16 protein-coding genes are annotated in these 15,114 nt (G+C 69.7%); 8 read left to right on the forward strand and 8 right to left on the reverse strand.

The window, feature by feature from the left end; all coding sequences use genetic code 11:
* Positions 1 to 39 precede the first annotated feature (39 nt).
* Complete coding sequence (locus OG555_RS42105) at positions 40 to 285, reverse strand: hypothetical protein (protein WP_329479686.1); 246 nt, start codon at positions 283 to 285, stop codon at positions 40 to 42.
* Between the two features lie 89 nt (positions 286 to 374).
* Between OG555_RS42105 and OG555_RS42110 the strand changes: the two genes are divergently transcribed.
* Both OG555_RS42110 and OG555_RS42115 read left to right on the forward strand, forming a co-directional pair.
* Positions 375 to 1,037, forward strand: a complete 663-nt coding sequence (locus OG555_RS42110; protein WP_329479688.1) for a TetR/AcrR family transcriptional regulator — start codon at positions 375 to 377, stop codon at positions 1,035 to 1,037.
* On the forward strand, positions 1,027 to 2,139 hold the full coding sequence (locus OG555_RS42115; RefSeq protein WP_329479690.1) for a trans-sulfuration enzyme family protein: 1,113 nt from the start codon (positions 1,027 to 1,029) through the stop codon (positions 2,137 to 2,139). The genes OG555_RS42110 and OG555_RS42115 overlap by 11 nt, the downstream gene beginning before the upstream one ends.
* Here OG555_RS42115 and OG555_RS42120 read toward each other — a convergent pair.
* On the reverse strand, positions 2,123 to 3,292 hold the full coding sequence (locus OG555_RS42120) for an MFS transporter (RefSeq protein WP_329479692.1): 1,170 nt from the start codon (positions 3,290 to 3,292) through the stop codon (positions 2,123 to 2,125). The genes OG555_RS42115 and OG555_RS42120 overlap by 17 nt on opposite strands.
* A 115-nt stretch (positions 3,293 to 3,407) precedes the next feature.
* Positions 3,408 to 4,169, reverse strand: coding sequence for a DeoR/GlpR family DNA-binding transcription regulator (locus OG555_RS42125; protein ID WP_329479694.1), 762 nt, complete (start codon positions 4,167 to 4,169; stop codon positions 3,408 to 3,410).
* 52 nt (positions 4,170 to 4,221) lie between these two features.
* On the opposite strand from OG555_RS42125, the gene OG555_RS42130 reads away from it, so the two are divergent.
* Positions 4,222 to 5,382, forward strand: coding sequence for an MFS transporter (locus OG555_RS42130; protein WP_329479696.1), 1,161 nt, complete (start codon positions 4,222 to 4,224; stop codon positions 5,380 to 5,382).
* Here OG555_RS42130 and OG555_RS42135 read toward each other — a convergent pair.
* Complete coding sequence (locus OG555_RS42135; protein WP_329479698.1) at positions 5,379 to 5,627, reverse strand: hypothetical protein; 249 nt, start codon at positions 5,625 to 5,627, stop codon at positions 5,379 to 5,381. The two genes, OG555_RS42130 and OG555_RS42135, sit on opposite strands and share 4 nt — an antisense overlap.
* A 48-nt stretch (positions 5,628 to 5,675) precedes the next feature.
* On the opposite strand from OG555_RS42135, the gene OG555_RS42140 reads away from it, so the two are divergent.
* The 3 genes from OG555_RS42140 to OG555_RS42150 all read left to right on the forward strand — a co-directional run bounded on the left by OG555_RS42140 (position 5,676) and on the right by OG555_RS42150 (position 8,236).
* On the forward strand, positions 5,676 to 6,422 hold the full coding sequence (locus OG555_RS42140; protein WP_329479700.1) for a MerR family transcriptional regulator: 747 nt from the start codon (positions 5,676 to 5,678) through the stop codon (positions 6,420 to 6,422).
* Positions 6,423 to 6,539: 117 nt separating this feature from the next.
* Complete coding sequence (locus OG555_RS42145; RefSeq protein WP_329479701.1) at positions 6,540 to 7,046, forward strand: GNAT family N-acetyltransferase; 507 nt, start codon at positions 6,540 to 6,542, stop codon at positions 7,044 to 7,046.
* Complete coding sequence (locus OG555_RS42150; RefSeq protein ID WP_329479703.1) at positions 7,043 to 8,236, forward strand: MFS transporter; 1,194 nt, start codon at positions 7,043 to 7,045, stop codon at positions 8,234 to 8,236. Before OG555_RS42145 ends, OG555_RS42150 begins: the two co-directional genes overlap by 4 nt.
* A 3-nt stretch (positions 8,237 to 8,239) precedes the next feature.
* Here OG555_RS42150 and OG555_RS42155 read toward each other — a convergent pair whose 3' ends face one another.
* Both OG555_RS42155 and OG555_RS42160 read right to left on the reverse strand, forming a co-directional pair.
* Entirely contained in the window at positions 8,240 to 9,247 is a 1,008-nt protein-coding gene (locus OG555_RS42155; RefSeq protein ID WP_329479705.1) for a sugar phosphate isomerase/epimerase family protein, read from the reverse strand.
* Between the two features lie 11 nt (positions 9,248 to 9,258).
* Positions 9,259 to 10,353 (reverse strand): Gfo/Idh/MocA family protein, encoded by a 1,095-nt coding sequence (locus OG555_RS42160; RefSeq protein WP_329479707.1) that lies wholly within the window; start codon positions 10,351 to 10,353, stop codon positions 9,259 to 9,261.
* Positions 10,354 to 10,427: 74 nt separating this feature from the next.
* Here OG555_RS42160 and OG555_RS42165 point away from each other — a divergent pair, with 74 nt between their 5' ends.
* A complete protein-coding gene (locus OG555_RS42165) occupies positions 10,428 to 11,564 on the forward strand; it encodes an ROK family transcriptional regulator (RefSeq protein WP_329479709.1) in 1,137 nt (378 codons plus the stop codon).
* Here OG555_RS42165 and OG555_RS42170 read toward each other — a convergent pair.
* Both OG555_RS42170 and OG555_RS42175 read right to left on the reverse strand, forming a co-directional pair.
* Positions 11,561 to 12,205, reverse strand: coding sequence for a response regulator transcription factor (locus OG555_RS42170; protein ID WP_329479711.1), 645 nt, complete (start codon positions 12,203 to 12,205; stop codon positions 11,561 to 11,563). The genes OG555_RS42165 and OG555_RS42170 overlap by 4 nt on opposite strands.
* Positions 12,202 to 14,226: a sensor histidine kinase gene (locus OG555_RS42175; RefSeq protein ID WP_329479713.1), complete on the reverse strand. Its 2,025-nt coding sequence runs from the start codon at positions 14,224 to 14,226 to the stop codon at positions 12,202 to 12,204. Before OG555_RS42175 ends, OG555_RS42170 begins: the two co-directional genes overlap by 4 nt.
* A gap of 162 nt (positions 14,227 to 14,388) precedes the next feature.
* Here OG555_RS42175 and OG555_RS42180 point away from each other — a divergent pair, with 162 nt between their 5' ends.
* Positions 14,389 to 15,102 (forward strand): hypothetical protein, encoded by a 714-nt coding sequence (locus OG555_RS42180; RefSeq protein ID WP_329479715.1) that lies wholly within the window; start codon positions 14,389 to 14,391, stop codon positions 15,100 to 15,102.
* The last annotated feature ends 12 nt before the right edge of the window (positions 15,103 to 15,114 follow it).

Genomic DNA, 15,114 nt, shown 5'->3' on the forward strand with positions numbered 1-15,114 from the left:
GGTTCGGTTAAGAGCTGTTCAGATCGCGGTCCGTAGCGGTCATGTCCAGGTGACTGGGAGTGACATGACGCCGTACACCAGGGTGTTGTTCTTGTACTGGATCTTCTCGAAGGGTACGGCGAGGCGGAGGGTGGGGATGCGGATGTAGAGGCGGGCGAAGACCTCCTGGACGCCGGCCGGGGTGGAGACCTTCGACGGGCCCGCGGTACGGCGGTAGGCGGCGTACTCGTGGGCGGGGTCGAACGGGCATCCGGACGGGCGGCTGACGGGGACGTTCTCGGTCATCGATGCCCCTCGGTCGAATTCAGTAGTGACTACCATATGACGGTATCTACCGGAGTCGGTGAACCGATACTCTGCCCGCGGAGGTGGAGATGGGACTGCGCGAGGTGAAGCGGGAACGGACCCGCCGGTTGATCGCGGACAAGGCGTTCGAGCTGTTCACCGACCACGGCTTCGGCCGGACCACGGTGGAGCAGATCGCCGCGGCCGCGGAGGTCGGTCCGAGCACGCTGTACCGGTACTTCCCGACCAAGGAAACCCTCGTCCTGGAGTTCGTCGAGGACTGCCTGGTCGACGCGGTGATGTGGTTCCGCGAGCAGCCCGGGCTGGATCTGCCGGACGGCCTGCAGGCGGTGATCGAGCGGGTGCTGGCGCAGCTCGAGCGGAACCCGGATCGGGTTCGCGCCGTGTTCGACCTGGCCGCGCAGACGGCCTCGGTGAGCGCGCATCTGAACGAGCTGATCTGGCGCTTCCGCAACGATCTCGCGGATGAGCTGGTACGCCGGCTGCCCGCGAGCGACCCGCGGGACGCCGAGTTCACTGCCGCCCTGGCCGCCGGGATCGCGATGAACATCATCGAGACAGTCGTCCGGACCTGGGTCGAAAACCCCGACGGCACCGAGGTGAACGAGCTGGCTCGGAGCGCGATGACCCTCCTGCGCGGAGGCGGCATCCCGCTCCCGGCAGCCCCGACGTCCGGCCCCTCCCGGCGGCGCGTCATCGGGGCCCGGGAGAATCCTTCGTATGGCTTCTGATCTCGACCCGTCCACTGTTGTCGTCCATGCCGGCCGGCCCGAACGCGTGCCGAACGCGCCGGTCGGTGAGTCGCCCGTGTTCAGCTCGACGTACGTCGCGGGTGGGGACCGCGGGTACGGGCGGTTCGGCAACGACTCGTGGTCCGCGCTGGAGGAGACGCTCGGGGAGCTCGAAGGCGGCCGTGGGCTGACGTTCGCATCCGGCATGGCGGCCGTCGCTGCGATCGTCGATCTCGTGCCGGTCGGCGGCCGGGTGGTCGCGCCGCAGCACGCGTACTCCGGCGTACTCGCACTGCTCGACCAGCAAGCTGAGGCCGGCCGCCTGCAGGTGGATCGAGTGAACGTCGCGGACACAGAGGCGGTCGTCCAGGCGGTCGACGGCGCGTTCATGCTGTGGATCGAGTCACCCACGAACCCAGCGATGGAAGTCGCGGACATCCCGGTGACCGCCGCCGCCGGTCACGCGGCCGGGGCAATCGTTGTCGTGGACAACACCTTCGCGACACCCCTGCTGCAGCAGCCGCTCCAACTGGGTGCGGACATCGTGATGCACTCGGCCACCAAGTTCATCGCCGGTCATTCCGACGTCATCCTCGGCGCCGTCATCACCGCCGACGACGACCTGTGGGCCGCGATCGAACTCCGCCGCCGCAGCCTCGGCGCGATCCCGGGCCCGATGGAAGCCTGGCTCGCCCTGCGTGGTCTGCGGACACTCGCGCTACGAATGGAGCGGGCACAGTCGAATGCGGCATTCCTGGCCCAGCGTTTGCTCGAACACCCGCTGGTCAGCCGGGTGCGCTACCCGGGTCTGCCCGGAGATCCAGGCCGCAGGCGTGCCGAGGCGCAGATGTCGGGCTTCGGCGCGATCTTGTCGATCGAGCTCGGTGGTGACGCCGAAGCCGCGCAGCGGGTCTGCGAGAGCACGCGGCTCTGGGTGCACGCGACCAGCCTCGGCGGCGTCGAGTCGATGCTGGAACGCCGTCGCCGCTGGCCGATCGAGGTCCCGACGATCCCCGAGGACCTGATCCGTCTGGCCGTCGGGATCGAGCACCCCGCCGACCTGTGGGCCGATCTCGAGCAGGCCCTCAGGAACGGGACTTGAGCACCGGCCCACCGAGGAACGTCAGGACACACAGCACGACCGGCAGGATGAACGCGATGTTCAGCGGCATCCAGTGCGCGAGTCCGCCGATCAACGCCGGCCCGGCGAGCAGACCGACGTACCCGAGTCCGACGACGCGCGCCATCAGCGCCCCGGCCGCACGCGGGTCGAGGTTGCCGGCGGCGGTGAAGAGTTGCGGTACGCCGCCGGCCAGGCCGAGACCGAAGAGCGCCCAACCGAACAGCGCGACGGGGACCCACGGGACCACGATCACGATGGTGAGGCCGACTGCGGCCATCGCGGCGCCCCACCGGACGATCGCGGCCGGTCCGACGACCGCGGCGACCCGGTCGGTGAGGAACCGGCCCACGGTCATCGCCACCGCGAAAGCGCCGTACGCGTAGGCGGCCGTGCTGACCGACGTACCGAGGATGTCGCGGAAGTGCAGCGCGGCCCAGTCGTTGGCGACACCCTCGGACAGCATCAGGCCGAACGCGAGCCCGCCGAGCGCCCAGACCAGCTTCGCGGGTGGCTTGGCACGCTCCTGCTCTGGCTCGTGCTCTTCCCCGATAGTTGCCTCGAGCAAGAAGGGCCGGGCAGCCAGGGCGATGACGATGCACACCACGCCGGACAGGCCCAGTGTCACCTCGGTCGGTACGCCGGCCCGCAGCGTGGCGGCTCCGATCAGTGCGGCGATAGCGCCACCGATCGACCACATCGCGTGAAAGGCAGCCATGATCGGGCGCGGGTAGCCACGCTCGACCACGACGGCCTGAGCGTTCATGCCGACATCGATCGAGCCGTTGCCGAAGCCGATGAGGATGAGGGCGAGGCCGAGCGTCCACCAGTTGTGCGCCAGGCCGGGACCCGCGAGCGCGATGCCGAGCAGTACGCCGGCGGCCGGGACGAGACGGCGTTGACCGAGGCGATCGACCAGCGGACCGGCGACCTGCATGCCGGTGAAGGCGGCGCCGCCGAGCACCAGCAGCAGGAGTCCGAGTGTGCTGTGCGAGATGCCGGTCGCGTGCTCGATGCTGGGGATGTGGACGACCCACATGCCGACCGCGAAGCCGTTCAGGCCGAAGTACAGCCAGGTGGCGACGCGAGCGGCTCGTGGCGGAGCGGTCTGCGAACGCAGCTCAGTGCTGGTCACGGGGCCTCCCGGCCTGGACTGAGGAGCGCAGGGAGCGAAGCGACTGGAGCGACGAGGGAAGGCCGGGAGTCAAGGCCCCGTGACCCGCCGCGCCGGAGGCGTGGCATCAATACAGTCAAGAGGCCACCTCGACCAGGACTCCGCGTTGGGCGAGCATGGTTCGCTGGTCCTCCGGGGCTTCGGGGTCGGTGATGATCACGTCGGGGCGGTCCGCCGGGCAGACGTAGGCGAGGGCGGCGCGATCCCACTTGGCGGCGTCCGCGAGCACGATCGAGCGAGTGGCGACCTTCAGCGCCTCCTGCTTGACCTCCGCGTCGCCGAGGTCGAACGCGGTCAGGCCGGCATCCAGGCTGAACGCGCACGGGCTGAGCACAGCCAGGTCGAAGCGCAGCGCCCGCAGGGACGCGACGGTCAGCGGGCCGACCAGGGCCAACTCGCCCTTGCGCGCCTCGCCGCCGGGCATCAGCAACCGGATCCTCGGCGCGTCGGCCAACTCGTGGGCGACATGCAACGAGAGCGGCATGACCGTCAGCGCGCGATCGTGGAGCAGGCGGGCGACTTCGAGCGCCGTCGTACCGCTGTCCAGGACGATCGTCTCGCCGTCGTGAATGTGCGCGACAGCGGCCTTCGCGATCGCCTGTTTCGCCACGACGGCCGCCTGAGCCCGGAGCGAGTACGGCGGTTCGACACCGGAGGGCATCGCTGACACGGCTCCCCCGTGGACGCGCTTGAGCACGCCCTGCACGGCGAGGAAGTCGAGGTCGCGGCGGACCGTCATGTCCGACGCCTCGGTGGCCTCGACCAGTTCCTGGACCGAAACTCGGTCAACAGCCCGTAGTCGTTCTACGATCACTTGATGCCGTTCCGCGCTTCTCACGCGCAGAAACCTACCATCCGCCTGATCGTTCAAACAGATTGCGTGTTTGCTTGTGACTGATGACACCAGACTGGTCCGGCGGTCGCGGTACGCCGTGGCGGCGGTGTTCTGCGTGCACGGCTCGGTGACCGGTTCGTTCGCGACCCGGGTGCCGTGGATCCAGGAGCATGTGGGCGCATCCCCGGGCCAGCTCGGGCTGGCGCTCGCCTTCCCGGCTCTCGGCGCGGCGCTGATGATGCCGCTCGCCGCCCGGGTGACCCACCGCTTCGGCACCAGGACCGCCCTCCGCGGCCTGCTCGCCCTGTGGACGCTCGCGCTGTTCCTCCCCTCGCTCGCCCCGAACCTGCCGACGCTCTGCGCCGCACTCTTCGTGTACGGCGGGACCTCCGGCATGGCCGATGTCGCGATGAACGCGCTCGGGGTCGAGATCGAGCACCGGCTGAACAAGTCGATCATGTCCGGCCTGCACGGCATGTGGAGTGCGGGAGCGCTGCTCGGTGCCGCGATCGGGACTGTGGCCGCCCATGCCGGGCTGAGTGCCCAGGTCCATCACGCGGTGATGGCCGTCGTACTCACGGTGGTCGGGGCCGTGGTGTGTCAGTTCGTGCTGGACGTGCATCCCGAGGAGGACGAGGAGCCGCCGGCGCGGTTCACGTTGCCGCCGAAGTCGGCGTTGCTGATCGGGGCGGTCGGATTCTGTGCGGTGTTCGCCGAGGGGGCGAGTCTGGACTGGTCGGCGGTCTATCTGCGCGACATCCTCGACAGCTCGGCCGCGGTCGCGGCCGGTGCGACGACCGGGTTCGCGTTGACGATGACGATCGCGCGGCTCAGCGGTGACGCGGTGGTCGACCGCTTCGGCGCCGTACGGACGGTTCGGTGGAGTGGCGTGATCGCCACGGCCGGCGGCGTACTGGTCGTCTTGGCTCCGAGCGCGATCGTGGCGATGGCCGGGTTCGCGCTGATCGGGATCGGGATCGCGGTCGTCGTACCGCTCGCCTTCGCGGCCGCCGCCCGGAGCGGCACGAACGCCAGCCAGGCGATCGCTGGGGTCGCCACCATCACCTACGCCTCCGGGCTGGTCGCACCGTCGATCATCGGCGGCATCGCCCAGGCCAGCAACCTGACCGTCTCCTTTCTGGTCGTCACCGCCCTCGCCTCGGCGCTGGCCGTCTTCGCCCCAGTACTGCGTACGAAGCCGCGCGTGCGCACCTAGAGCAACCGGTCGAGGACCTCCCCCGCCTCGTCGTAACCGGCGTCGCTGATCCGCTGGAGCTCGAGCAGGTCCTTGGCGGCGGCCGCGCGGCGGGTCAGGTGTTCGCCGGCGCGCTCGTTGCCTTCGTCGAGGAGCTCGTTCAGAGCGTCCACGTCGCCGCGCTCGTCGGCCAGGTCGGCGAGGCGGTCCATCGCCTTCTCGTTGCCCTCGTCGGCGAGCGCACGCAGGGTGTCCCAGTCAGTCATGAGTCGATCATGCGACATTGCCCTTAGGGCAAGGTCAAGAATGGATGCGTGCTCACCATCGGACAGCTGGCCCGGTACGTCGGGGTGTCGACGAAGACCGTCCGCGTCTACCACGCGAAGGGCCTGCTGGCCGAGCCGGAACGGGACTCGTCCGGGTATCGCCGCTACCCCGCACAAGCCGTGGTCGACCTGGTGCGGATCCGGACGCTGGCCGAGGCGGGCGTTCCACTGGCGCGGATCCGCGAGCTCGGGTCGGCGCCTGGCGACTTCGGTGCCGCGCTGCAGCAGATCGACGCCGAGCTCACCGACCGCATCCGGCGGCTCCGCGACACCCAGCGCCGGCTCCGCAAGCTCGCCGCCGGCGAGGTCCGCCTGCTGCCGGCCGAGATCGATCACCACCTCGCCGGGCTGACCGACCTGGGCTTCACCGACCGCTGGATCGCGATGGAACGCGACCTCTGGATCGTGGTCTACGCCACCCACCCGGAGGTCGCCGACGCCCTCTTCCACGACCAGGCACAGGCCCTCACCGACGCCGGTCTCCTGGATCTCTACCTCGCCTACGACCGGGCGCACGATCTGGATCCGGCCGATCCGTTCCTGACCGACTTGGCCGACCGTATCGTTGCCGCGAGCATCGACCGCTACGGCACGGACCTCCCGGGCGTGTCCGCCGACTCGGCCATCCCCCAACTCCTCCAGACCACCGTCAACGCCTCGTCGCCGGCCTGGGAGCAACTGGACTCCCTGATCCGCCACCGGCTGGGCGAACTGGGGGTGGCCGGCCTGGACTGAAAGTGGACAGCCCCGGCACTGACGCCTCACCAGTGATACGAATTCAAGGTGCTCAATTCGACAGGGACGGAATCAGGTCTGCGGTTTCGGATGGCCGGGCCGGAGGATGCACTCGCCGTGGCCGGGCTCCATGCCGACAGTTGGCAGCGGCACTACCGCGGCGCCTACGCGGACGCCTTCCTCGACCGGGAACCCGCCGGATTCCTGGCAGGGAGATGGACCGAGCGACTGACGACAGCGTCGCCGCAGGCGCGCACCATCGTCGCGGAGTACGACGGGGAGCTGGTCGGGCTCGCTCACACAGTCCTCGACTCGGACCCGACCTGGGGTGCCCTGGTCGACAACCTCCACGTGCGGTCCCCACTCAAGCGACAAGGCATCGGGAGCCGTCTGCTCGCCCTGACCGCGCAGGCCGTCCTGCAGGCGGCTCCGTCGTCAGGTCTCTACTTGTGGGTCCTGGAGCAGAACAAGTCCGCCCAGCAGTTCTACGAAGCCTGCGGTGGGACCCGTGGCGACCGTAGCCACGTGCCGCCGCCGGGAGGCGATCCGGCCAACCTCAACGGGACGCCGTCGTGCTTCCGGTACGGCTGGCCCGATCTGTCCGCTCTCGCGGAGCGTGCGTGACACCATCAGCCGCGGCTCGAGCGCGGTCGCCGGTCATCACCGCGACCGTCTTCCTCGTCGCTCTGTCGCTGCGCCCGGCGCTCACCGCCGTTGGTCCGGTGCTGCCTCGGATCGGCGTCGACGAGCAACTCGGCGAAGGAGTGCTCGGCCTGCTCGGCACGCTGCCGCTGCTGGCGTTCGCCGCTGCCTCACCCATCGTTCACCGGGTCTCCCGGCGCCATGGCATGGAGCGAGCGATCTTCATCTCGCTCCTGATCCTCGCCGTGAGCAGCGTCGTACGGTCGTACACGGGTCCGGCCGGGCTGTGGATCGGCACAGTCCTGATCGGCGCCTCGATCGCGGTCGGCAACGTGCTGGTCCCGGTCGTCCTCAAACGCGACTACGCCGGACATGTGTCCCGTGCTACGGGGGTCTATACGGCGTTCATCACCGGCGGGGCCGCGCTGGCGTCGATCACCGCGGTGCCGATCGCCGACGCGGTCGACTGGCAGCTCGCTCTCGCGGTCTGGGGCGGACTCGCCGTACTGAGCGCCTTGGCCTGGCTGCCGCGAACGCTGTCACCGGAGCCGCTCCCGCCGCCGGTCGCGGACGACGACGCGCCGCTGGTGAGCGTCTGGCGGCAGCCGATGGCCTGGCTTGTCACCGGCTTCATGGGTCTGCAGTCGACAAGCTTCTATCTGCTCGTCACCTGGCTGCCCAGCATCGAGATCTCGACCGGTGTCTCGGAGCGAGCCACCGGGGTGCACCTGTTCCTCTTCCAGGGCTTCGGCCTCATCGGCGGCCTCTCCATACCCCGGCTGATGAGACAGCCGGACAATCAGCGGGCCGGCACGATCACCGCCAGCCTTCCCATCCTGATCGCCCTGCTCGGCCTGCTGCTGGCGCCGGGCCTGTCTGTGGTCTGGGCAATCGTCGCCGGCCTCGGCCAGGGCGCGGCCCTGGTCGCCGCGCTCACGCTGATCAGCATCCGCGGCCGAAGTCATCACGAGACCACGCAGTTGTCGGGGATGGCGCAGGCCGTCGGTTATCTGCTTGCCGCCACCGGGCCGGTGCTCGCCGGCTATCTGGCCGAGCAGACCGGCGGCTGGGACACCACTCTGATCGTGTTCGCCGGGCTGTCCGTCGTACAGCTCGTCATCGGCGTCGCCGCCGGTCGTGACACCCGCGCGGCGCGGGTGCCACGACCGTAGAACTCACTTGTCGGTGGCGAAGGCGGCGTCGAAGGCGGCCGCCGGCTTGTCGAAGGCGAGGGCCCGGATGACGTTGACGGCCTCGGCGGCGCCGACCTTGCGCTCCATGCCGGCGTCTTCCCACTCGACCGAGATCGGGCCGTCGTAGCCGATGGAGTTCAGCACGCGGAAGCAGTCCTCCCACTGCACGTCGCCGTGGCCGGTGGAGTAGAAGTCCCAGCCGCGCCGCGGGTCACCCCACGGCAGGTGCGAGCCCAGCCGGCCGTTGCGGCCGCCGCCGACCCGCATCCGGGTGTCCTTGCAGTCGACGTGGTAGATCCGGTCCTTGAAGTCCCACAGGAACGCGACCGGGTCGATGTCCTGCCAGACCATGTGGCTCGGGTCCCAGTTCAGCCCGAACGCCTCGCGGTGACCGATCGCCTCCAGCGTCAGCGTGGTGGTCCAGTAGTCGTACGCGATCTCCGACGGGTGCACCTCGTGCGCGAACCGCACGCCCTCCGCGTCGAACACATCGAGGATCGGGTTCCACCGGTCGGCGAAGTCCTGGTAGCCGGCCTCGATCCGCTCCGCCGGCACCGGCGGGAACATCGCGACGTACTGCCAGATCGACGAGCCGGTGAAGCCGATCACCGTGTTCACGCCCAGCTTCGCCGCCGCCCGTGCGGTGTTCTTCAGGTCCTCGGCGGCCCGCTGCCGGACGCCTTCGGCCTCGCCGTCGCCCCAGATCCGGGACGGCACGATCGCCTGGTGCCGGAAGTCGATCGGGTTGTCGCAGACCGCCTGGCCGACGAGGTGGTTGGAGATCGCGAACACCTGCAGGTTGTACTTCTCCAGGATGTCCTTGCGCCCCTGGACGTACGAGTCGTCGTCGACCGCCTGCTGGACGTCGAAATGGTCACCCGAGCAGGCGATCTCGACCCCGTCGTACCCGGCCGAGGAGGCGAACTCGCAGACCTCCTCGAACGGCAGGTCGGCCCACTGACCGGTGAACAGAGTGATCGGACGAGGCATCTCACTGGCTCCTAAGAGTTGTCGACGGTGATCCAGGCGCTGTCGTTCGCGGCCGAGCGCAGTACGGCGTCGACCACGCGGGCGGACCGCGCACCGGCGGCGAAGTCGGGCAGGCCGTCCGGGTGGTCGCCCAGGACGGCGGCATAGCTGTCGGCGACGAACGAGTCGAACGCGTCCTGGTACCCCTGCGCGTGCCCGGCCGGCAGCCGGTTCACCCGCGCCGCGGGCGGGCTCAGCGTCTCGGGGTCGCGCGTCAGCAGCTGCGATGCGGTACGACGGCCGACCCACAGGCGATCCGGGTCCTCCTGGTCGAAGCCGAAGCTCGACTCGGTGCCGGAGACCTCCAGGTACAGCCGGTTCTTCCGGCCGGCCGCGACCTGGCTGACCACGATCGTGCCGACCACGCCGGCCTCGGTGCGGAACTGTGCGGTGGCCAGATCCTCGGTGCGGACCTCGACACCACCGCGCTGACCCCGGACGGTCCGCAGTTGCGCGCTGATCGCGGCGATCCTGTCGCCGGTGACGAACTCGGTCAGGTCGCACCAATGGGACCCGATGTCCGCGAACGTCCGCGACGGCCCGCCGGTCGAGTCGTCGACCCGCCAGTTCTGGTCGTCCGCGCCGGCCAGCCAGTCCTGCAGGTACGACCCGTGCAGGCTGGTGATCACACCAGCGTCACCGGCGGCGATCCGGGTGCGCAGCTCGCGGACCATCGGGTGGTAGCGGTAGACGAACGGCACCGTGCCGACCAGCTCGGCCTCGAACGCGGCGGCGTGCAGTCCGGCCGCGTCCTGCACCGAGGTCGCCAGTGGCTTCTCGCAGATCACGTGCTTGCCGGCCTCGAGCGCCTTCAGCGTCACCTCGAGGTGGGTGTTGTTCGGCGTACAGACGTGGACCACGTCGATGTCGGCGGCAAGCAGTTCGTCGAGGGTCGCGAAACCGCGCTCGGCGCCGGTTGCCTCCGCTGCTGCCTCAGCCCTTGAAGGTGATGATCCAACGGCACCGACCACCGAGGCGCCGGACACCAACGCGGACCTGCCGTGAACGTGGCCCATGAAGCCGCCACCGACGATCCCGACCCGGAGCTTGCGCGCACTGGTGGACACGTCGAAGGACGCTATGTGACACTTTTGAACCCTGTCAAGCAAAAGTCCACCGGCCCAGGGACGGAAGTGCGGCCATGAGCGATCTCGGTACGGCGGAGACCGATGCCGTACTGCGGTTGCTCCTGGACGGGCAACCGCGGACCCGCGCCGAACTCATCGACCTCAGCGGCCTGGCCCGGTCCACCGTGACCGGCCGGATCGAGGCATTGCTCGCGTCGGGTCTCGTCGTACCGTCCGGCGAAGCGGCGTCGACCGGCGGGCGACCGCCGGCGCGGTTCCGGTTCAATCCCACCGCGCGGCTGATCCTGGCCGCGGACGTCGGCGCGACGCACGTGTCGGTCGCGCTCACCGATCTGACCGGGGAGATCCTGGACCGGTCGACAACCCGGCTCAACATCGCCGAAGGACCCGAGGTGGTCCTGAGCGAGGTCGCCCGGATGGGACGTGTCCTGTTGCGGGCAGCACGGCGATCCGTCACGGACCTCGCGGGTACTGGCGTCGGACTGCCGGGACCGGTCGAGCACAGCACCGGCCGCCCGAACCATCCGCCGATCATGCCGGGCTGGGACTCGTACGACGTCGTCGGCCGGCTGAGCCGTGAAGACCTCGGACCAGTCCTGGTCGACAACGACGTGAACATCATGGCGCTCGGCGAGCACGCGACGGAGTACGCCGAGGTCGAGCACCTGCTGTTCGTGAAGGTCGCCACCGGCATCGGCGCCGGCGTCATCAGCGGCGGCCGGCTCCATCGCGGGGCCCAGGGCGCGGCCGGGGACATCGGGCACATCCAGGCGCCAGGACACCGCGAGGTGTGCCGCTGCGGGAACACGGGCTGTCTCGAGGCGGTCGCGTCGGCCGCGGCCGTCGCCGGGCAACTGCGCGCCGCCGGGCTGGAACCGTCGTCGAGTCAGGACGTGGTCGACCTGGTCCGGGCCGGCAACACGATCGCGACCCGTACGATCCGCCAGGCAGGCCGTGAGATCGGCACCGTGCTCGCCGCGGCCGTCAGCCTGCTGAACCCGTCCGTCATCGTGATCGGCGGCTCACTCTCCCAGGCCGGCGACAGCCTGCTGGCCGGCATCCGCGAAGCGATCTATGCCAGATCGTTGCCGCTGGCCACGACCGACCTGCGCGTGGTCACCGCGCGCTCCGGCCAGGACGCCGCCCTCCGCGGCGCGGCGACCCTCGTTCTCCTGCACGCCATCGGTTAGCGGTCCTCGCCGAGGCCGGCGGAGCGGGCCCGGATGATCGCTTCCGCCCGGCTGGCGACCTGGAGCTTGCCGAAGATGCTGGTGATGTGGTTGCCCACGGTCGGCGGCGCAAGGCCCAACCGGGCCGCGATCGCGGCGTTGCCCAGGCCGGCGGCGATGAGATCGAGAACCTCTCGCTCCCGGGGTGTCAACTCCGGGAACGCGGCTTGGTCCGGGCGCGGTCCGGACAGGTAGTCCAGGGCCCGGCGGGCGATCCCGGGGCCGAAGATGGCTTCGCCGGCGGCCACCGCGGCGATGGCGCGGATGACATTGTCCGGCGCGGCCCCCTTGAGTACGTAGCCGCGGGCGCCTGCGCGCATCGCGGCGAACACGGACTCGTCGTCGTCGAACATGGTGAGGATCAGGACGGCGACCTCCGGCGCGACCCGCGTGATCTGCCGCGTCGCCTCGATGCCGGTCAGGTCGGGCATCTGGATGTCCATCACGAGGACATCGGGTCGCAGGGTGACGGCGGAGCGGACCGCCTCTGCGCCGGTGGCGGCCGTGCCCGCGAGTTCGTAACCGTCGTGTGCCGACAGCAGGGCGCCCAGCCCTTCCCGGACGATGCCGTGATCGTCCGCAACCACGATCCGCAGCGTCATGGAACCACCACCGCCGGTGCTGTCAGGGGAAGGACGACGCTGACCGAGCAGCCGTTCGCGTCGTACCGGATCTGGCAGTGACCACCCAGCTCGGCGGTCCGCTCGCTGATCGAGGTGAGCCCGACTCCCGATTGCCACGCGGGACCAGCGTTCACGCCGTTGTCGCGGATCTCCAGTCGCAACGCGGCAGTGTCAACGGCGAGGTAAACGGCGGCGGCGGTGGCAGTGGAGTGCCGAACGACGTTGGTGATGGCCTCGGTGGCGATCCGGTAGGTCGCCACTTCCACGGCGGCGGAGAGCTCGGCCAGCACGGGTGGCGCCTCGACGGTGACGGTCAGCGCCGCGCCGTCGCTTCGACGGGACACCATCAGGGCGTACTCGCGCAGCGCGCCCAGCAGCCCCAGTCCGTCCAGAGCCGGCGGGCGCAGGCCGTACACCAGTCGCCGGATCTCCTCGATCGCACCAATCGTCTGATCACGCAGACCGGCCAGCAGCTCAGAGCTGCGATCCGGATCGGTGCGGAGCAGGCGGCGGGCAGCATCGGCGCTGAGCACCACCCCGGTCAGGACCGGGCCGAGGCCATCGTGCAGGTCGCGGCGGATGCGCCGTCGTTCCTCCTCTCGGCTGCTGACGATCCGTTCCCGGGAGACCCGCAGTTCGCCGGCCAGACGGCTCGCTTGCACCGCGACCGCCAACGGCGCGGCGAGCAGTATCAGCACCTGCTCGTCGGCCTGGTTCAGCCGGGACTCCCCGGAGCGCAGGCCAATGACGAGTTCACCCAGCCTGTCGTCTCCGGAGACCAGTACGACTGCGTGCTGGAGTGCGGGCAGTTCGCCATGCGCAGCGATCCGACTGCCGTCGATGACGAGGGCAGCGGCGGGGAAGCGCATGACTCGGCACAGCGCTTCCAAAACCCCGGTCAAGCCCGCACCGGCGCCGATCCGCGCGCCGACCTCGGCGATCGCGGTGACCGGATCCCTCCGCGCGCCGTAGAACGCCCGATGGATCAAGCGCTGCAGCCAGACCCGGACCGGGTTGAAAGCCAAGGCGATCACCAGCGTGGCGAGCACCGACGAGTTGAGCGAGACCTGCCGTCGCACAGTCTGGTCGAGCAGCAGGACCAGGGCCAGATAGGCGGCGACCACACCGCCGGTCAGCAGCAGGTACAGCACCGAGCGAGAGACCACCAGCCGGATGTCCAGCAGTTGGTGCCGCAGGATCGCGATGGCTATCGACAACGGAAGGAGCAAGATCGGCAGGACGCCGACCAGCAGGAACTCCCACTCGAAGACGGAGTCGATCGCGAAGCAGGTGATCATCACGATCAGCGCCAGCAACAGCCACAGGATCTGCCGGCGGATCCGCTCCGGCCCGCGCCGGTACCGCACGATCAGGGCTGCCAGGGCACCCGCGAAACCGGCCAGCAGACCGATTTGCCCGGCGACCTGGAACCAGACGATCTGCCGGAACCCGGACCAGGCCGGGTAGCCGGGAATACCTACTTCGGCGGTCAGTCCGCCGTACGGATCCAGCACACCGGCGCCACACCAGATCACCGCGGTGACGACCAGTACGACGACCAGCCGGCGCCAACTGCGACCAGGCAACCGGCCGTCCGGGAAAAGCACCAGAGCCAGCGGGATGAACAGTGCCAGCGCCCAGCTCCAGCTGCCGTTGGTCAGCGTGGCAAGAACGCGCCACGCGGCGGTCGGCTCCCCGGCCCATGCGAGCACGCTGAGGCCGGTTCCGGTTGCGGCGTAGCAGCAGCCGCCGACAAGCAGTGACCAGCCGACGAGATTGCGCGGGTGGTAGTACGCGATCGGCCAGCCGGCCAGCGCCAGTGACAACCCGATCAGCGCGTTCGTCACCACGAACAGATCGACCAGGCGCTCCCAGGTAAGCCCGGACGCCGCTGCGGCGACAGCTGTCACGGCCGCCTCGGCGAACGCCAGCACCAGCAGCCCGGTGGCAGCCCGCTTCAGCCGACGGTTCCCGACGATCCGCTCAAGCTTGGCGCTCACCTCCTCATCATCCGGCCGCTACCCCACGATCGCGTAGGGGCCGGCCCCTACCCGAACCAGGAACATTTCTCGAGCGCCCCGGCCGCAGTGGCCCTGCCGGCTGGGGGCACCCGGACCGGACGCTGAGGCCAGGACGGCATTCCGGCTTCTGAAGGAGCAACCATGACAACCACCCCGACCACCCAGAGAGCTACTCAAACGCCCCGCGACGTACGGCGCTTCTGGCGGATTCTGCTCGCGGTCGTCGCACCCGTGCCGATGCTGGCGCAGGGCGCGTACTACCTGCTCAGTCCGGTCGACGGCAACGCGTCGTTCGAGACGAACCTCGCCGCGGTGACCGCGAACCCCGGCCGCTTCGAAGCGCTGCAGTGGATTCAGGTTCCGTTCTTCCTGCTCATCCCCGCAGTGCTTGCCGTGGCTTGGGCGAGTCACCGGGCCGCACCGCGGCTGGCGACGGCCGGCGGTTTGATCGCACTGATCGGCCTGAGTGCCGGGTTCTTCCTGCTGCCCGGTGTGGTGAGCGTCGAGTACCTGACAGTCCATGAACGCCTGGACAGCGCCACCATGGGGAAGCTCGCCGCCGCGGGAGCGGATCAGCCCACCATCCTGCTCGGTGGTCTGCTGTTCATCATCGCCATCACCATCGGCCTGTTGCTGCTCGGCATCGCCCTGTGGCGCAGCCGCGTCGCCCCTGCGTGGATGGGGATCGCGCTCGCCGTCGGCGGCTTCACCCATCCGTTCATGCCCGGGCACGTTGCCGCCGGCATCGGTCTCCTGGTCGCCGCCGTCGGGTTCGCCGGAGCCAGCGTCGCCCTGCTCCGGATGCGCAACGACGACTTCGACCTTCCTCCGGTCGCACCCGTCCGTTCGAAGTGACGCGAGCGCCGG

Origin of the sequence: Kribbella sp. NBC_01484 (assembly GCF_036227145.1) — a bacterium.
Classification (GTDB): Bacteria; Actinomycetota; Actinomycetes; order Propionibacteriales; family Kribbellaceae; genus Kribbella.